Source organism: Mycolicibacterium sp. P4_G11 (assembly GCF_056555145.1).
In genome coordinates, this window is the sequence record NZ_JBFUJW010000009.1 from 21639 (window position 1) to 38400 (window position 16762).

The window sequence follows — 16762 nt, forward strand, 5'->3', positions numbered from 1 at the left end:
CCATGAAACTAGCCATGCTCACCGACCGCCGTGCCGAGCACGATCCATACGGCCCCGCCGTGTCCGACGCTCGCCACACACTGACGAATGCGCAATTGCACGACCGCGTACTGGCTGCGGCACACCAGTTGCGTGACAAGGGGATCGGCGTGGGGGACGTGGTGGCCGTTGCGCTACGCAACCGTGTCGAGTTCGTCGTGCTGCTGTTCGCGGCCTGGCGGCTGGGCGCCGCGATTACGCCGGTCAACCCGAGCCTCACCGACGATGAGGTCAATCGCCAGCTCGCCGACTCCGGGACACGACTGCTGGTGATGGACGATGACGTCACCACCCGCACCGAGGTGCCCACCCTGGGCGTCGCTGAGTTGGCCACTGCGCCTGGGGGAGCAGATCAGGCACCGCATGTCGACGCCGCGGCGCTGGCGCTGCTTATCTACACCAGCGGCACCACGGGCACACCCAAGGGTGTGATGCTCGACCATGCCAACCTCGATGCGATGGCGCAGATGGGCCGTCATGCCCTGCAGATCGGACCGACCGACCGATGCCTGCTGATCCTTCCGCTGTTTCACGTCAACGGGATTGTCGTCAGCGTGATCACGCCACTGTTGGCCGGGGCCAGCGTCGTCATCGCCGACCGCTTCGCGCCCCCCACTTTCTTCGAGGTGATCGAACGCGAGCGCCCCACCTATTTCAGCGCGGTTCCCACCATCTACACCATGCTGGCGGCCCTGCCCGAGGACGTCACTCCGGACACGTCGTCGTTGCGTTTTGCGATCTGCGGCGCGGCACCGGCGTCGGCGGAGTTGTTGAGCCGCTTCGAAAGCCGCTACGGGTTCCCGCTCATCGAGGGCTACGGGCTTTCCGAGGGTACCTGCGCCTCGACCATCAACCCGATCGACGGCCCACGTCGCGCGGGTACGGTGGGCAAGCCGTTTCCTGGCCAACGGATTCGGGTCGTCGACGCCAACGGCGACGACGTTCCTACGGGCTCCGCCGGCGAGATCATCATCGCCGGGCCCAACGTCATGCGCGGCTACCTGGGCCGCCCGGAGGCTACGGCCGACACTGTCATCGATGGCTGGCTGCACACCGGCGACGTCGGTCACCTCGACAGCGAGGGGTATCTGACCCTGGCCGGGCGCTCCAAAGACATGATCATTCGCGGCGGCGAGAACATCTACCCCCGCGAGATCGAAGACCTGCTGTCCAGCGACCCCAATGTGCTGGAAGCCGCGGTCATCGGGGCACCCGACGAGAAATGGGGCGAGGTGGTGGTGGCCTATGTCGCGCCACGCCCAGGAGCCGCCATCGACATCAACGCACTACAGGCACTCTGCGCACTCAGTCTCGCCGGCTACAAACGCCCCACCGAAATCCTCATCTTGGACACCATCCCCAAAAACCCTGTCGGCAAGACCGACAAGGCCCCCTTGCGCGCCGCTCACGCGGCATCGACCAACCACCGCACCGAGAAGGCCACACCATGAAAGCGTTCGCCCTCACCCGCTACGGCAAGAACAACACGGTCAGCGCCGTCGAACGTGCCGTCCCCGACCTCCGCGACGATGACGTCCTCGTGCAGATACACGCCACCAGCATCAATCCACTGGACCTCAAGATCAGAAACGGGGAGCTGAAACCGCTTCTGCCTTACAAACTTCCGCTCGTCCTCGGCAACGATCTGGCGGGCATCGTGGTCAAGACCGGCCCACGGGTGCGGCGATTTGCCCCTGGCGACGCGGTCTACGCCAAACCCAACCAGGACCGCATCGGCACCTTCGCTGAATACCTCGCCGTCAACGAGAACGACGTCGCGAGGAAACCGGACAGCATCGACATGAACGAAGCCGCCGCGCTGCCACTGGTCAGTCTGACCGCTTGGCAGGCGCTGGTCGACAAGGCGCAATTGCGGCCGGGACAGAAAGTGCTCATCCACGCCGGCTCCGGCGGCCTGGGCAGCATCGCGATTCAACTGGCCAAACACTTGGGGGCCACCGTCGCGACCACGACCAGCACCAAGAACGTCGAATGGGTGAAGGAACTCGGCGCCGATATCGTGATCGACTACAAGACACAGGATTTCGCCACCGAGCTGCGCGACTACGACGTCGTCCTGGATACCCAGGGTGGCGAGACTCTCGACAAGTCATTTCAGGTCGTCAAACCCGGCGGCAGGGTCATCTCGGTCGCCGGGCCGCCCGAGCCCGACTTCGCCCGCGAATTCGGAGCGAACTGGCTGCTGGTTCAAGCGATGCGGGCTCTGAGCTTCTCGGTGCGTCGCAAAGCCAAACGACGTTCGGTGCACTACTCGTTCCTGTTCATGACCGCGAACGGCGATCAGCTGCGCGAACTGGCTACCCTCGTCGATGCCGGCGCCATACACCCCATCATCGATCGGGTGTATCCATTCGACGCCACCCTCGATGCGTTGGCCTACGTCGAAAACGGCCGCGCCACCGGCAAAGTCGTCGTGACCGTCCGAGGCGACGATGACCACCCGTGATGGGCTTTTTGACTACGACTGGCTGGTGATCGGATCTGGCTTCGGCGGCAGCGTTTCAGCATTACGTCTGTCGGAGAAAGGGTTTCGCGTCGGGGTGCTCGAACGCGGCCGCCGCTACGCTCCGCAGGACCTGCCCAGGTCGGCGTGGCAATCCGACAAGTACACCTGGGCGCCGAGGCTGGGCAAGCTGGGCATCATGCGCACCTCGATATTCCGCCACATCTTCTTCCCCTCCCAAAGCGGTGTCGGCGGCGGCAGTCTGGTCTACGGCGGCGTCCTCTATCGCGCCAAGAAAGAGTTCTTCGGTGACGCCCAGTGGCGCGACCTCGGCGACTGGGAACAGTGCCTCAGGCCGCACTACGACACCGCGGAACGAATGCTCGGCGCGGCTCCGGTCCCGTTCGATTCGGTTCACCAACAATGGATTCGGGAAATGGGCCGGCACTTCGGGACCGAGGGCACCGTCAGCCGCGCACCGACCGGGGTGTTCTTCGGCGAACCGGGAAAGACAGTGCCCGACCCCTACTTCGGCGGCGCCGGCCCTGACCGTACCGGCTGTACCCGCTGCGGTGCCTGCATGGTCGGCTGCCGCGTCGGGGCAGTGAACTCCTTGACCCAGAACTACCTGTGGTTCGCCGAGCGCAACGGCGTGCACATCCTGCCCGAGCACCAGGCCATCGATGTCACCCCGGCGGGACGCGCCGACGGCAGCGACGGCTATCACGTCACCACCATCCATCCCACCGGCGGCCACCGGCAGACCTACACGACACGCGGCGTGGTGTTCGCCGGCGGGGCCTTGGGTACCAACGAACTGCTCGCCAACTGCAAACATGGTGGCTCACTGCCCTACCTGAGCGACCGTCTCGGCGAATTGGTGCGCACCAACAGCGAATCCGTGCTGACCGTGCTGCTGCCCGATGATCAGGGCAGCTGGCGTGATGTCACCGCCAGCAGCAGCGTCCACGTTGACGCCGACACTCACATCGAACTTCTCACCTATGGGCCGAACGCCGACATGCTCAGCCTGCTCTACACCGTGCTGGTCGGTGACGGCACCCGGGTGACCCGGCCCCTGAAATGGCTTGCCGCCATCGTGCGGCATCCGCGACGCTGGCTGGCGACGCTGCGGCCACGGGGCTGGAGTCGGCGCATGGTGATGTTGTTGGTGATGCAATCACGCGACAATGCGATCTCGTTTCGCGCCCGAAAACGCCGGTGGGGAAACGGCTATCGGTTGTCCACCGCCGCGAACGCCGACAACCCCGCCCCCACCTACATCGACAAAGGCAACCAAGCCGCGCGCTGGCTGGCCGAACGGACCGGGGGCATCGCCCAGAGCAACGTGCTGGAGGCGCTCGGCAACATCCCCTCCACCGCCCACCTGCTCGGCGGCGCCGTCATCAGCGCCACCCGCGCAGAGGGAGTCATCGATGCGAACCTCCGCGTTCACGGCTATCACAACATGCTCATCTGCGACGGCTCCGCGATGCCGGCCAACCCCGGCGTCAACCCGGCCCTGACCATCACCGCGCTCGCCGAATACGCCATGGCGCAGATTCCCGCACGCATTTCCGCCGCCGTGTGACGGGGCAACCTCTTCTGCGCAACGGGTTTCGCCGCGGGCTGACGGGGAACCCGATTGGTAGTGGGTGCCGTCCCCGGCCCGCCGTCATGAAATGTGACGCACGAATCTTTCACGTGGGGCTTACCAACCGAGGAGAAACGCTGTGGGTGAACACAATAGTGGTCCTGAAGAGGGTCTCAAGGGAGTAGTCGAGGGTGTCAAGGGCAAAGTCAAAGAGGTCGCCGGCACCGTGACGGGTCGCGACGACCTTGTCCGCGAGGGCCAAGCTCAGCAGGACAAAGGTGAAGCAGAGCGGGATGCGGCAAAGAAGGAAGCCGAGGCTGAATCGGCGCGCGCCGCGGCAGAAGTCGCTGAGCAGAGGCAACGAGCAAACCAGTAGGCCAGAATAGCCCGGTGGCCCGATCTCTTTGGCCGGCAAGGAGATCGGGTCATCGCTCGTCAGTGATGGCGCGCGGGGGAGGTCGGCGAGTTAGAACCAGACCTTGCGTCCACCGACCGGGCGCCCCACTGCGCCGAGGATCCACAGCACAGCACCCACAACCAGCAGGATGGTGCCAATGGTCTCGAGAATGGGCACCGCCAGTGCGTACCCGAGAACAAGCAAAATGACTCCCAAGATGATCACGTCAACCGCCTAACGTTTGTAGACCGCTCCAACCGCGATCACTACTGACAGGGATACCCATACCGACGGGCTACCAAACCGCGGGTCCGGCTCAAACGCACTAGAACGCAATGAAGCGCAAACGATCGGCCCGTGTCCGACCCCTAGGAGAGCCATGCGCGCAAGTCCATCAAGGCCGGTGCCAACATCGCCATGACGGCCGGCTCGCCAAGCACGCAACGGGCTGGTGGTCAGTCGGTGGAATCTTGTGGTGCCGAACGCTGTGATGAATTACCGACTATGGCGCGGTGCGAGGTATCACACAGTGGATAGATCTTGCTGCGGCGGCACGTGCAGATCCCGACTATGAACCGGTCAGACTCAACGATGCGACCGTCGGCCAGCTCGATCCGAACAGGGCCCTCCACCAGTATCGGGCCGGACGGCACCACCCGGACGAGGCGTCGCTCGGAGTCGCTCATTGCTTATCCGCGCGGATCACCGCGATCTGCTCATGTCGGCGGCCGCGCGGCAGCCGTCCGGTGCGTTCGAGCCAGCGTGCGCGCGCCGACAGCACCGGTCCAAATGGAATCCATTGCCGAGCAACGATTTCTGCGTCGAGACCCGCTGACCTCAGGGACTGCAGCGATTCCTCGATTCCGGCGAACTCTGACTGCACCAGCATCAGCGTGCCGCCCTCGGTCAATAGCGTCGGCGCCCATTCGCAGAGCGGACCGAGCACCTCGCGTCCGTCGCGACCGGCGTTCCACGCAAGGGCGCGACCGACCGTCGACGGGATCGATTCGGCGTCGCTGTCGGGGCCCATCGGAACGTAGGGGGGATTGCACACCACCAGGTCGAAAGGCCCCGCGGCCAGCGCGTGGTCCAGCGTGCCGAGACGAATCCCCACGTCCGCTCCGGCCATGTCGGCGTTGGCACGCGAGCAGCTGACTGCCCTCGGGCAGATGTCGAACGCCGTGACGCTGGCCGCCCCGAGTTGGGCGGCTGCGATTGCCACCACTCCACTGCCAGTGCACAGGTCCAGCACCCGCCGCCCCGCGGCGATGGATGCCGAACTCAGTGCATCGATGAGCAACCGCGAATCCTCCTGCGGCGCATAAACACCCTTGTCGACTACAACCGTGTCAAACACCGAGTGGTGCGTAATGGTCAACTGTGGACCTCTCGACAATCATGGGTACTGGTAGCTCCAGGACTTCAGACTGAGATTCCCTACAATCGGCCGGGTCAAACCCCAACCAATCCGGCGGCGTAGAACGTGAGTGCTGGACGATGGCGCGAGCGCCGATATTGGATCCGCCGAGAACGGTTAGACATCGCCAGTCGGGGTATTCGGTAATTGGCCGCGTGGCGATGGCATTTCCACATTGCGAATCCGTGGCCGGCCAAGCCTCACAAAGGAGAAGCACATGGGCGCCGTCGACAAGGCCAAGAACAAGGCAGAAGAGCTGGCCGGAAAGGTCAAGGAGAAGGTCGGGCAGGCGACCGGAGACAAGGACACCGAGGCCGAGGGTCGCAAGGATCAGGCCAAGAGCAACCTGAAGCAGGCCGGCGAGAAGGTCAAGGACGCCTTTCGAGGCTGACCACTCGTCGTCATCCGTTGGGTAACGGATTGCATCATGCCAAATCTCAATCAGTAACGCCCACAGGTCAATTCGTACCTATTCGGCCCTACTCAGCCACCTTGAGAAGCTGACATGTCGCCAGCGCGGAACATCCGAACCGCTGACTGTCTGGCCTCCTGTTGTCGTGATTCTTCCGACCCACTCGAAAACATTGCCCGCCAACGGGTTCGGATGTTTGTGTCTACCCGAATCGGGGTACCCATCCAAGTCGGGGAATCGCAAGCAGGAACTACTTCAAGGATTTCGCCTGATGCTCAAACTCAACTCAAATTCCCAATTGGTCCTCGCTACGTTTGCCGCAGGAACGTTGATTGCGGCCGCAATGGCACCGATCGCCGGCGCGGCTCCGACCGACTGCAGTCGAGAGTCCGTCAACGCGACCGTGCAGTCGGTGCTTGGCGTGGCGCGCGGCTATTTGAACGCGCACCCGGGCGCAGACCAGGCCGTATCCGCGGTCTATACGCAACCGCGCGAGGCCGCGGCCGCCAACATCAGAACGTACTTCACGGCCAACCCGCAGGAGTACTTCGAACTCAAGGGCATCCTGGCGCCGATCGGTGACACCCAACGTGCGTGCAATGTCGCGGTGCTCTCGCCCGAGATGGCCTCGGCCTATGACGAGTTCATGGCAGGCTGACCGTCCTTGCGCCGTGTTGGCGGAGATCATCCGTTCTGGGCTTCCGGTAACGGTCCTTGAGCCCGATGCCCGGGTTCGAGGTCTTTGACATCATTGAATGACACTGGGGCACGTGGGTTCTCGGAGCGATGCCCGGCCAGCGGCTTCAACAGATAACCGACATGGTCGCCGCCCATGTCGAGTCGCTGTACGACGGCCCCGACAAACCAGGCTTCGGCCGCGTCCAAGATCGGGGTGCCCTCCGGACCCAGATGCCACGCGCAGAAGTCGAATTTGTTGACCGCGTCATTCGTTTGACCGCCGAAGAGCCGGCACAACTCGATATTCTCCCTGGCGACCAGATGCACCCCGAGATGAGTCGCCTGATGCGCCACCGACAGCGTGTGGTTCGGGTGGGACAAGCCGACGAGAAAGATCGGGGGAGTGATGCTGGCCTGGGTGGCGAAACCGACCAAGCACCCACCCATATCGCCGCGGGCGTGTGCGGTGACGATGAACATCGGGTAGTCGAGCAGCCCGACGAAATCCTCAAATGCGCTGTTACCGTCCATCATCCTCACCTGCCAACTGTGCCGGAACCCAACACCTGGACACCTGATAGGCCAATGGCCACAACGGCATACGCGACATTGTTGGCCTATCGCTGCAACTGTTGCAACGAAGATCGGCCGTCGTTCCAGCTGTCCAACATGAGGTGTTCGAGACGATTCTCGAGGCTGACGAACGCACGCATCCCGAACACGACGTCGCCGGCCAACTGTGGCTCGTGCAGTAACAGGTTGTCGATCACATCGGTGCGCACCACCTGTTCGTGTACCGCGTCGGCTTCGACGTGTTCGGCGTAGAACCGCACACACGGTTGTGGTGCGCGTAGGCGTCGCAACGCCTCCACCAGGCGATACGCTCCCGGCGGCGAAGTGATCTCGGTGGCCGCGAAGTGGCCCACGGCGGCGCCCCGTAACCCTCGGTGCAGGCTGAACAGGGACATCACGTTGACCACGGCCAGCGTCTCGGCGGCACTGGCGTCGAGGTAGGCCAGATAGCCATTGTCCAGGCCGGCGGCCTCCAGTAGATCGGCGAATAGCTCCTGGTGCACGTTGCGGCCGTGTCCAGCGCCGTATTCGTCGAACTCCACAGCCACAAATGACGCCTTGGCCTGTCCGGTGAGTCGGGGGATCACCCAGGCGTGGGGGTCACCCTCTTTGAGGTGATACAGCGAGCGGTGCACGAAGAATTCCTGCATCTGCGCCCAGGTGCCCTCATCGCGCAGGTACGCCGACACACTTGGGCTGCCGGGGCGGACGGTGGACAGCTTGTCCATCTCGGTCGTGGGGTCATCGTCGGCGGTGGTGGTGCCGGCCTCGCTGCGTACGGCATCGAGGAAGACAGTTTCCAATCGACCACGCAAGTGCAACAGGGCGCCGTCCCACTCCCATCGGGGGTCAACGTCTACGAACCCGCGGTAGTGCAACTCGTAGCAAAGATAAAGTGCCAGTTGAAGATCGAGGCCGAACGGGTCGGCATCCCCGAGTGGTGTCTCAATCCGGGTCAGATGAGAGCACGGCGCACGCTCGCACAGCAGCTTGATCACGGTGTCGGACAACGGGCCGCGTGACGGGGGCAATAGCGGCGCCACATGGTGGCGCGGACCCGCGGGGGCAAAGGGGTCTGAACGGAAGGGTGCACGCATACCTGGGTGGGTACCCGACTTTGTACCCGGATAACCGCCGCCAGTCAGAAGGGTTTGGCTTGCTGATTCAGGACACGGACGGCGGACTGGTAGTCATGGCGATCGCGGCCTGGTCTTCATCAAGGGCATCGACCGGCAGCGGGTCCTGCCCATCGCGAGCGCGCAGCCCGTCCAGGAAGATGGCCACGTACCGTCGCCACAGGTCAGCATTGACGTGCCCGGCGAACTCGCTGACCGTGCCTGCCAGAAGACCCAGGATCGGCATGTCGCTGTCGGAGATACCCGGTCGCAGATAGCCGTCTTTTTGGGCCCGTTCAACAAGTTTCGCGAGCTTCGGAACCAGGCGGGTACGTGCCGCATCCACCCGATTACCGCAACCACTCTGTCCATACAGGATTTCTCGCAGGCCACGATCCGTGGCCGTCTGCTGACCCATCTGTTCGACGAACCAGGTGAATCCCGCCCACGAGTCGTCGAATTCCAATCCCGAATCGGCGAAGGCGGCGATCTCGTCGATCGCGTCCTCGAAGATGGCCTCGATCAGCTCGTCCTTGGTGGGGAACCGGCGATATACCGTGCCGACGCCGATCCCGCCGTGGTGGGCTACCTCATTGAGCGTTGCGCCCAGGCCTCGTGTGGCGAACAGGTCGCGGGCCGCGTCGATCACTCGCTGACGATTGCGCACGGCGTCCTTGCGCAGCGGTCGATCAGTGGTCTGGCGGGTCATCACCCCCGCAGTGTAATGCGAGACACTATTCAGGTAAGTGGATTGACTCCATCCACTTACCTGAATAACTTCATGCTGAGCACTGCGATCAGCTGACGGTTGTGGTGATCTGCGATCAGGGGGACGTGCTGTATGACGCGACATCACCGGGCCAGACACGCCTTGGCTGCGGCCGGTATCGGACTGCTTGCGGCAGTGGCCAATTCGGGGACCGCATACGCCGATCCTGATACGGACTTCGCCAATCAATTGCACACCTACGGGATCTATGGCCCGAAGGACTACAACGCCTGGTTGGGCAAGATCACCTGCCAGCGGTTGAGCAACAACGTCGACCACGACGCCTATCAGTCGGCCAAGTTCGTCGCCACCAACTTGTCCCGGCACAACGTCACGCAGCAGAACTGGCAGTTCCTCGGTGCCGCAATAGATTTCTATTGCCCCGACAAGCATTCGGTGTTGGACGACGCTGCCCATCAGTCGCAACCAGGAGGCGGCGCATGACGGTTCGATCACTCCGAATTGGATTGGCGGCCATGGCATTTGGCGTTGCGGCATCGTCCTCTCTGTTGCTGGCAGGCCCGGCCTCGGCCGATGCCACCGACGACTACCCGATCCCGCATCGGATCATCGTCACCACCTGTGACGCCGAGCAGTATCTGCAGGCGGTGCGTGATACCAGTCCGGTGTACTACCAGCGTTACATGATCGACCGGAACAACCGGCCCGCTGACATTCAGCGGATGGCCGAGGATCGCATCCACTGGTTCTTCTCGCTCGATCCGGTGGGTCGCCGGCAGTACTCCGAGGACACCGCCACCAACGTCTATTACGAGCAGGTGGCCACTCATTGGGGCAACTGGGCCAAGGTGTTCTTCAACAACAAGGGTGTGGTCGCGAAGGCCACCGACGTGTGCGTGAACTACCCGGCCGGCAACATGCAGGTCTGGGACTTCGCCTCCAATAGTTGAGTGATTTGCGTCCGAATTTCCCGCGCTGACCAGCCGTTTTTCGGGGTAGATCGCGCATGTGAGGACGTGGCAGGAATGCGGTGGGGCTGCGCCGGGTTGTAACGAAGACGACATTTAAATGGATGGACTCTATCCATTTTTTCCGTTAGGTTACCTAGCTAGATGTCCCCGGGGGTCACCAATGGTGGTGTGCCGCCACATGCCCGACGACCGCGCGGTCGGCAATTTCTACAGAAGGCAGCGATGACGAGTGTGTTTCGGCGGGCATGGCTACCGCTATTGGTGATCGTCGCGGTTGGCGCCGGCGTGGTGATCGTGTCGAACGTGCGCCAGGTGTTCGGCTCGAATCCCGTTGTGATCACAGAGAAGAGCTCGGACAACGCCGAGGACTTCAACCCGAAATTCGTGAAGTACGAGATTTTCGGCACGGGTAGCTCAGCCGTCGTCAACTACATGGACCTCGAAGGCAAGCCGCAGCGCGCCGCGGGAGTTTCGTTGCCGTGGACCTTGACGCTGTCGACCACCCTGCCCTCGGTGCAGCCCAACATTCTGGCCCAGAGCGACGGCAACAGCATCAGCTGCCGGGTCAGTGTCGATGACGTGGTCAAAGAAGAGAGGACCGCCACCGGTATGAACGCCGAAACCTTCTGCTTTGTGAAGGCCGCATGAGCGCGCCGGCCGACGAGGCCCAGACCGACGCCATCCCGGTAGTAGAAGACAAGGGACACAAAGGGATACCGCGGTTCCTCCGCCGGTTCGCGGTGCTGATCATCCTGGCCTGGATCGGGGTCATCGCCGCACTGAACACCGTTGTCCCGCAGCTCGAGGAAGTCGGCAAGCTGCGCGCGGTGTCCATGAGCCCCAACGACGCGCCGTCGATGATCGCCACCAAACGCGTCGGCAAGGTGTTCGACGAATACAGCACCAGCAGTTCGGTGATGATCGTGCTCGAAGGCGACAATCCACTGGGAGCCGACGCGCACGCGTTCTACGACAAGATGGTCGCTGACCTCCGCGCCGACACCACCCACGTCCAGCATGTGCAGGACTTCTGGGGCGACACGCTGACCGCCAAGGGCGCCCAGAGCCGCGACGGCAAGGCGGCCTACGTTCAGGTCTACATCGCCGGTGATCAAGGGGAGACCCTGGCCAACGATTCGGTCGCCGCGGTGCGCCACATCGCCACCGAAAGCCCTGCTCCGCCAGGGGTAAAGGCATATGTGACCGGTCCCGCAGCGACGAGCACTGACCAGAACGTCGTCGGTGACAAGAGCATGGAGCTGATCGAACTCGTCACGTTCGGCGTCATCGCGGTCATGCTCTTGCTGGTCTACCGATCCGTCATCGCGACCTTGATCGTGTTGGTGATGGTCGTGCTCGAACTCTCCGGGGCGCGCGGTCTGGTGGCATTCCTGGGCTACCACGACGTTTTCGGGCTGACCACCTTCGCCACCAACCTGCTGGTGACGCTGGCGATCGCCGCGGCGACGGACTACGTCATCTTCCTGATCGGGCGCTATCAGGAAGCACGACGGGCCGGAGAAGACCGAGAATCGGCCTACTACACCATGTTTCACGGCACCGCGCACGTGGTGCTGGCCTCGGGCTTGACCATTGCCGGCGCCACCCTGTGCCTACACTTCACCCGGTTGCCGTACTTCCAGACCATGGGCTTTCCGCTGGCCATCGGCATGGTGATGGTGGTCGCGATGGCGCTGACCCTCGGGCCCTCGGTGATCTCGGTCGCAACCCGCTTCCGCCGGGTCCTCGAGCCTCGAACGAACACGAGAACCGCCGGCTGGCATCGGGTCGGCACCGCGACGGTGCGCTGGCCCGGCGCCATCCTGGTCGGCGCCGTGGTGGCGGCACTGGTCGGTCTGATCGCGCTACCGGGCTATCACACCATCTACGACGACCGGATCTACCTGCCGAAGGACATCCCCGCCAACGTCGGCTATGACGCTGCGTTCCGGCACTTTTCGCAGGCCAAGATGAACCCGGACCTGATGATGGTCGAGTCCGATCACGATCTGCGGAACCCGGCGGACTTCCTGGTGATCGACAAGATCGCCAAGGCGCTCAAGAACGTGCACGGAATCGCCCAGGTGCAGACGATCACCCGCCCCGACGGTGACCCGATCAAGCACTCGACGATCCCGTACACCGTCGGACAGAGCGGCTCCACGCAGCTCATGAACAACGATTACACGCAGACCAATCTGAACAATCTGCTCTCTCAGGCCGACGATCTGCAGAACAGCATCGACGCCATGACCGAGATGATGAGCGTCCAGAAGGATCTGGCAGCCGTGTCGCAGCGGATGGCCGACAAGATGAAGACCACCTCGGATGACATGGGTGACACTCGAGATCACTTGTCGGACTTCGATGATTTCTTCCGGCCCATGCGCAACTACTTCTACTGGGAGCCGCACTGCTTCGACATCCCGGTGTGCTGGTCCATGCGGTCGGTCTTCGAGAGCATCGACGGCATCAGCTTGATGTCCGATGACTTCCAGGCCATCGTTCCCGACATGCAGCGCATGGCCGACCTCATGCCCAAGATGGTCGCGACGATGCCCAAGCAGATCGCGTCGATGAAGCATCAGAAGCAGGTGCTGCTGAACCAGTACCAGATGCAGAAGGCCCAGCAGGATCAGACCATCGCGATGCAGAAGACCGGCACCGCGATGAGCGAGGCCTTCGACGCAGCCAAGAACGACGATTCGTTCTACCTCCCGCCGGAAGCCTTCGAGACCGCAGATTTCCAGCGCGGCCTCAAGCTGTTCATGTCGCCCGACGGCCATGCGGTGCGGTTCACCATCATTCACCAGGGCAACCCGTTGACGCAGGAGGGCACCTCGCGTATCGAACCGCTCAAGGTTGCGGCGGCCGACGCGATCAAGGGCACCCCGCTCGAGGGCTCGTCGATCTACCTCGGCGGCAGTGCGGCGATGTACAACGACATGCAGATCGGTGCCGATTACGACCTGATGATCGTCGCGGCCGCGGCGCTGATCCTGATCTTCATCATCATGTTGGTGCTCACCCGTGCGGTCGTCGCTTCGGCGGTGATCGTCGGCACCGTGGTGCTCAGCCTGGCATCGGCCTTTGGTCTCTCGGTACTGCTCTGGCAGCACATCGTGGGTATTCCGTTGCACTGGATGGTGTTACCGATGTCGGTCATCGTCCTGCTGGCGGTCGGCGCGGACTACAACCTGCTGCTGGTCTCCCGCATCAAGGAGGAAATCCACGCCGGACTCAACACCGGCATCATCCGCGCCATGGTCGGCACCGGCTCCGTGGTCACCTCGGCGGGCCTGGTGTTCGCCTTCACCATGATGTCGATGTCGGTGAGCAAGCTGATCATCATCGGCCAGGTCGGTACGACCATCGGTCTGGGTCTGTTGTTCGACACCCTGGTGGTGCGGTCGCTGATGACGCCGTCGATCGCCAGCCTGCTCGGACGCTGGTTCTGGTGGCCGCAGCGCGTCCGTCAGCGTCCGGTTCCGCAGCCCTGGCCGAAGCCGATCCAACGCGATTCCGAGCTGACGTCAGTCTGAGGCCAGTGCTTCACTGCTGACGACGTCGACACCAACGCCGGCCGTAGCTATACAGCTACGGCCGGCGTTGGTGATTCTTCCGGCAGCTTGCCTGCGCCAATGAGTCGAACCCCTCATCATGTGTCCCGGATCACGCGACGGCGACGTTCGGTTCGGGCGCTGGATCACGACTACCCCCTATAACGCAGGAAATGGGGGCGTGGTGATGGTGGGCGAGCTGAAGGGATTGATGTCGTTGAGTAGCGAGTCCGATGTTGCGTGGGAACTGGTGGAGAGCATTCGTTCTCGCTTGACAGTTTCCGAGCTCAACAACGCCTACGTGAACCTGGGCATCGGAGAATTCGGCACGGTGATCGAAACGTTGATCACCGTCGTTGTCCGCGAACAACTTACGGTCCCAGAAGCCCTGATGGGAACGCTGGAAACCTGGCGTGCGCTGCACCATCCCGACGGTCCGGTCTCCGAGCGCCTCATGCACCAGCTCGCACAGTGTCGCCAACACGGCGACTCGCGATGCGGCGCATAAGGCAGCTGTACAAACGGGATTCGATCAGGTGAGGCAGTGGGGGACTTATGATGTTGACACCGAGCGCCAAGGATGAGCTTGCCGGTACGGTCGTGCATCTGGCCAGTGCGCGCAAGGCGGAAGTGACTGCACTCCTGCAATTCGCCGGCGGGCTGCGTATCGTCAAGGGACGCGCCGTGATTGACGCAGAGGTCGATCGCGAGCCGATCGCCACACGTGTCTGCAGAGACCTCAAGGACTTGTACGGATGTGCGGCCGAAATACGCGCACTGCCGAGCATCGCCACCCGCTCCCGATACGTGGTGCACGTTGCCCACGAGGCCGAAGATGTGGCCCGGTTGACCGGGCTGATCGACCGTCGGGGTCGGCCGGTCCGGGGCATGCCGCCGCAGATCGTCGCGGGTAGTACGGCCGACGCCGAAGCGGTGTGGCGGGGCGCGTTCCTCGCCCGCGGTTCGCTGGCGCTGGCCGGTCGCGCACGGGGGCTTGAGGTCGAATGCCCCGGGGTCGAAGCCGCCTCGGCCCTGGCCGGGGCTGCGCGCAGATTCGGTGTGCACATCCGAGCGCGTCAGCTGCGCGGTGCCGAGCGGATCACCGTTCGCGACGCCGACACGATCGACACCTTGTTGAATCGAATTGGCGCCCAACAGACCCGGGCGGCCTGGCAATCACACCAACGAACCGGCACCACACCGACCGTGGACGCGGCACTGGTGGACTCCAACCAACGTCGTGCCCAGCAGTCGGCCATGGTGACCGCGATCCGGGCGCAACGCGCCCTGGAGATCCTCGGTGACGCGGCACCCGCTCATTTCGTCGCAATCGCACGTTTGCGCATCCAGCACCCCGACCTGTCACTGGACGAGTTGGGCCGCCTCGCCGAGCCCCCGATGACCAAGAACGCCGTCGCCGGCCGGCTTCGGCGCCTGATGGGGATGGCCGACCGGGCTGCCGAGCGAGCTGGAATTGCCGGCACCGCCGTCGCCATCACTGCGGCTGACCGGGGCAGGTGCTAGGCGCCGATGCCGTGCCCCGCAAGATATTGCGGGGCAACATTTTTCATCCAATCACCGGTGCAAATCCGCCGTAGTGCGCGTTCGTTGTGCCCGGGCTACCCCAGCGGGTCGCCGTCGACGACGTCGGTGACGGTCACGTCGATGGGCCCGGCCGGAGTGCTGCCGTTGTCGTCGAGGTTGTCGAGGATGGGGCGGATCGTGTCCAGTACCAAGCGGCGGATGTCGTCGCCGAGTTCGCGCAGTTGCGTGCCGTAGCTTCCGGTGACGTCGATGTCGACTGCGCGCAGCACGGCACCGTCGAGCGTGAAGTCGATGCGGGTCGGCTGGCAGACGAATCGCCGCCGCAACTCCCGGGCCAGCAGGCTGCGCAGCGCGTGATCGCTGATGTACACCACGCCGTCGTCGGTATCCCGCGAGGCGCGGATGGGCCAACCGGTCCGGGTTGCGCTGTGTATGGCCGCGCGCACCCGGTCGCTGATGGCGTCCCAGCCGGGTTCGGGCACCGACCGCAGGTATGAGGCTGCGCGGTGCAGGATGGGATCAGGCTCTGTCACTGCCACCTCCCCAACAGAACTCGCAACGTCTTGATCGCCCGAACGTGGTGTCCGCGCACTGCATCGGAACTGAGGTGTAGCACTTCGCCGATCTCAGGGAACGTCATCTGCTCGATCTCCCGCATCATCCACACCGCGCGCTGGCGTACCGGCAGTTCGTCAAGCGCTTGTTCGAGGGCGGCCAAAAACGCGGCGTTGGACGCGGCGGTGAAAGGGTCGGCGGACGGGTCTGGTCCGGCCAAGGGTTCCAGCACCCAGTCTTCGACCGGTTTTGCCCGCTTGAGCCGGTGTGTGTCGGCGATCTTGCGGTAGCAGATCGCGAACAACCACGTCCGAAGCGACGAGCTGCCGCGGAAGCCTGCGATCTGTTGCCAGGCGGCAACGAAGGTGTCCTGCACGACATCTGGGACGTCAGCTTCGGAGGCGAGCATTCGCCGGGCATACCGGTAGAGCACGGGCCCGTACCGGGTGACGATGACGTCAAACGCCTCGCGATCGCCGATGACGGCCGCGGCTCGTAAAGCCTCGTCGTCGGCGTCGCGTAGGTCGCCACCGGTTGGCGCTATCACCACACTCCGCTCTCAGCTGCGCTTCGCCGCTCCTGAAATATAGGCCCTCACTGCAAGAGTTAGTCGAGTTGTGGTTCCGTTGAGGGCATGCTGAGCTGAGAATCGTCAAATGTGTCCTGAATCACTCGACGGGCACGTTCGGTTCAGGCCCTGGGTAGCGACTAC

20 protein-coding genes are annotated in these 16762 nt (G+C 63.5%); 12 read left to right on the forward strand and 8 right to left on the reverse strand.

The window, feature by feature from the left end:
* Positions 1–2 precede the first annotated feature (2 nt).
* The 4 genes from AC1U2B_RS19900 (at position 3) to mbp1 (ending at position 4473) form a co-directional block, all read left to right on the forward strand.
* Positions 3–1490, forward strand: a complete 1488-nt coding sequence (locus AC1U2B_RS19900) for a class I adenylate-forming enzyme family protein (protein ID WP_480218324.1) — start codon at positions 3–5, stop codon at positions 1488–1490.
* Positions 1487–2506, forward strand: coding sequence for an NADP-dependent oxidoreductase (locus AC1U2B_RS19905; RefSeq protein ID WP_480218140.1), 1020 nt, complete (start codon positions 1487–1489; stop codon positions 2504–2506). The genes AC1U2B_RS19900 and AC1U2B_RS19905 overlap by 4 nt, the downstream gene beginning before the upstream one ends.
* A complete protein-coding gene (locus tag AC1U2B_RS19910) occupies positions 2493–4094 on the forward strand; it encodes a GMC oxidoreductase (protein WP_480218141.1) in 1602 nt (533 codons plus the stop codon). Before AC1U2B_RS19905 ends, AC1U2B_RS19910 begins: the two co-directional genes overlap by 14 nt.
* A gap of 142 nt (positions 4095–4236) precedes the next feature.
* Positions 4237–4473: a microaggregate-binding protein 1 gene (mbp1, locus tag AC1U2B_RS19915; RefSeq protein WP_480218142.1), complete on the forward strand. Its 237-nt coding sequence runs from the start codon at positions 4237–4239 to the stop codon at positions 4471–4473.
* A gap of 90 nt (positions 4474–4563) precedes the next feature.
* Here the strand turns inward: mbp1 and AC1U2B_RS19920 are convergent, their stop codons facing one another.
* The 3 genes from AC1U2B_RS19920 to AC1U2B_RS19930 form a co-directional block, all read right to left on the reverse strand.
* Positions 4564–4719, reverse strand: a complete 156-nt coding sequence (locus AC1U2B_RS19920) for a DUF6131 family protein (RefSeq protein WP_110789077.1) — start codon at positions 4717–4719, stop codon at positions 4564–4566.
* A 230-nt stretch (positions 4720–4949) separates the two neighbouring features.
* Positions 4950–5180 (reverse strand): CDGSH iron-sulfur domain-containing protein, encoded by a 231-nt coding sequence (locus AC1U2B_RS19925; protein WP_480218143.1) that lies wholly within the window; start codon positions 5178–5180, stop codon positions 4950–4952.
* The gene (locus AC1U2B_RS19930) at positions 5177–5872 is read right to left on the reverse strand and encodes a HemK2/MTQ2 family protein methyltransferase (RefSeq protein WP_480218144.1); all 696 of its coding nucleotides are present in this window, start codon (positions 5870–5872) and stop codon (positions 5177–5179) included. Before AC1U2B_RS19930 ends, AC1U2B_RS19925 begins: the two co-directional genes overlap by 4 nt.
* Before the next feature lie 256 nt (positions 5873–6128).
* On the opposite strand from AC1U2B_RS19930, the gene AC1U2B_RS19935 reads away from it, so the two are divergent.
* Positions 6129–6302, forward strand: coding sequence for a CsbD family protein (locus AC1U2B_RS19935; RefSeq protein ID WP_480218145.1), 174 nt, complete (start codon positions 6129–6131; stop codon positions 6300–6302).
* 292 nt (positions 6303–6594) lie between these two features.
* The gene (locus tag AC1U2B_RS19940) at positions 6595–6981 is read left to right on the forward strand and encodes a hemophore-related protein (RefSeq protein WP_480218146.1); all 387 of its coding nucleotides are present in this window, start codon (positions 6595–6597) and stop codon (positions 6979–6981) included.
* A gap of 26 nt (positions 6982–7007) precedes the next feature.
* Here AC1U2B_RS19940 and AC1U2B_RS19945 read toward each other — a convergent pair whose 3' ends face one another.
* The 3 genes from AC1U2B_RS19945 to AC1U2B_RS19955 form a co-directional block, all read right to left on the reverse strand.
* On the reverse strand, positions 7008–7532 hold the full coding sequence (locus AC1U2B_RS19945) for a flavin reductase family protein (protein WP_480218147.1): 525 nt from the start codon (positions 7530–7532) through the stop codon (positions 7008–7010).
* An 86-nt stretch (positions 7533–7618) separates the two neighbouring features.
* Positions 7619–8671 carry an iron-containing redox enzyme family protein gene (locus AC1U2B_RS19950; protein WP_480218148.1) on the reverse strand — a complete coding sequence of 351 codons (1053 nt, stop codon included), beginning with the start codon at positions 8669–8671 and terminating at the stop codon, positions 7619–7621.
* Between the two features lie 67 nt (positions 8672–8738).
* The gene (locus AC1U2B_RS19955) at positions 8739–9398 is read right to left on the reverse strand and encodes a TetR/AcrR family transcriptional regulator (RefSeq protein WP_480218325.1); all 660 of its coding nucleotides are present in this window, start codon (positions 9396–9398) and stop codon (positions 8739–8741) included.
* A 132-nt stretch (positions 9399–9530) separates the two neighbouring features.
* Between AC1U2B_RS19955 and AC1U2B_RS19960 the strand changes: the two genes are divergently transcribed.
* The 6 genes from AC1U2B_RS19960 to whiA all read left to right on the forward strand — a co-directional run bounded on the left by AC1U2B_RS19960 (position 9531) and on the right by whiA (position 15474).
* Positions 9531–9902: a DUF732 domain-containing protein gene (locus AC1U2B_RS19960; RefSeq protein ID WP_480218149.1), complete on the forward strand. Its 372-nt coding sequence runs from the start codon at positions 9531–9533 to the stop codon at positions 9900–9902.
* A gap of 32 nt (positions 9903–9934) precedes the next feature.
* Positions 9935–10369, forward strand: coding sequence for a DUF5078 domain-containing protein (locus AC1U2B_RS19965; RefSeq protein ID WP_480218326.1), 435 nt, complete (start codon positions 9935–9937; stop codon positions 10367–10369).
* Between the two features lie 243 nt (positions 10370–10612).
* Positions 10613–11038, forward strand: coding sequence for an MmpS family transport accessory protein (locus tag AC1U2B_RS19970; protein WP_260937701.1), 426 nt, complete (start codon positions 10613–10615; stop codon positions 11036–11038).
* A complete protein-coding gene (locus AC1U2B_RS19975) occupies positions 11035–13932 on the forward strand; it encodes an MMPL/RND family transporter (protein ID WP_480218150.1) in 2898 nt (965 codons plus the stop codon). Before AC1U2B_RS19970 ends, AC1U2B_RS19975 begins: the two co-directional genes overlap by 4 nt.
* A 199-nt stretch (positions 13933–14131) precedes the next feature.
* Positions 14132–14458 carry a hypothetical protein gene (locus tag AC1U2B_RS19980; RefSeq protein WP_480218151.1) on the forward strand — a complete coding sequence of 109 codons (327 nt, stop codon included), beginning with the start codon at positions 14132–14134 and terminating at the stop codon, positions 14456–14458.
* A 53-nt stretch (positions 14459–14511) separates the two neighbouring features.
* Entirely contained in the window at positions 14512–15474 is a 963-nt protein-coding gene (gene whiA / locus AC1U2B_RS19985) for a DNA-binding protein WhiA (RefSeq protein WP_480218327.1), read from the forward strand.
* A 95-nt stretch (positions 15475–15569) separates the two neighbouring features.
* On the opposite strand, the gene AC1U2B_RS19990 is transcribed toward whiA, so the two are convergent.
* Together AC1U2B_RS19990 and AC1U2B_RS19995 are read right to left on the reverse strand one after the other, a co-directional pair.
* Positions 15570–16028 carry a hypothetical protein gene (locus AC1U2B_RS19990; protein ID WP_083420380.1) on the reverse strand — a complete coding sequence of 153 codons (459 nt, stop codon included), beginning with the start codon at positions 16026–16028 and terminating at the stop codon, positions 15570–15572.
* Complete coding sequence (locus AC1U2B_RS19995; RefSeq protein WP_260937705.1) at positions 16025–16597, reverse strand: RNA polymerase sigma factor; 573 nt, start codon at positions 16595–16597, stop codon at positions 16025–16027. Before AC1U2B_RS19995 ends, AC1U2B_RS19990 begins: the two co-directional genes overlap by 4 nt.
* Positions 16598–16762 lie beyond the last annotated feature (165 nt).

Coding starts and splice junctions, on each gene's coding strand:
- AC1U2B_RS19900 (WP_480218324.1), top strand. CDS start 3: ATGAAACTAGCCATGCTCACCGACCGCCGTGCCGAGCACGATCCATAC.
- AC1U2B_RS19905 (WP_480218140.1), top strand. CDS start 1,487: ATGAAAGCGTTCGCCCTCACCCGCTACGGCAAGAACAACACGGTCAGC.
- AC1U2B_RS19910 (WP_480218141.1), top strand. CDS start 2,493: ATGACCACCCGTGATGGGCTTTTTGACTACGACTGGCTGGTGATCGGA.
- AC1U2B_RS19925 (WP_480218143.1), bottom strand. CDS start 5,180: ATGAGCGACTCCGAGCGACGCCTCGTCCGGGTGGTGCCGTCCGGCCCG.
- AC1U2B_RS19935 (WP_480218145.1), top strand. CDS start 6,129: ATGGGCGCCGTCGACAAGGCCAAGAACAAGGCAGAAGAGCTGGCCGGA.
- AC1U2B_RS19940 (WP_480218146.1), top strand. CDS start 6,595: ATGCTCAAACTCAACTCAAATTCCCAATTGGTCCTCGCTACGTTTGCC.
- AC1U2B_RS19945 (WP_480218147.1), bottom strand. CDS start 7,532: ATGGACGGTAACAGCGCATTTGAGGATTTCGTCGGGCTGCTCGACTAC.
- AC1U2B_RS19950 (WP_480218148.1), bottom strand. CDS start 8,671: ATGCGTGCACCCTTCCGTTCAGACCCCTTTGCCCCCGCGGGTCCGCGC.
- AC1U2B_RS19955 (WP_480218325.1), bottom strand. CDS start 9,398: ATGACCCGCCAGACCACTGATCGACCGCTGCGCAAGGACGCCGTGCGC.
- AC1U2B_RS19960 (WP_480218149.1), top strand. CDS start 9,531: ATGACGCGACATCACCGGGCCAGACACGCCTTGGCTGCGGCCGGTATC.
- AC1U2B_RS19965 (WP_480218326.1), top strand. CDS start 9,935: ATGGCATTTGGCGTTGCGGCATCGTCCTCTCTGTTGCTGGCAGGCCCG.
- AC1U2B_RS19970 (WP_260937701.1), top strand. CDS start 10,613: ATGACGAGTGTGTTTCGGCGGGCATGGCTACCGCTATTGGTGATCGTC.
- AC1U2B_RS19975 (WP_480218150.1), top strand. CDS start 11,035: ATGAGCGCGCCGGCCGACGAGGCCCAGACCGACGCCATCCCGGTAGTA.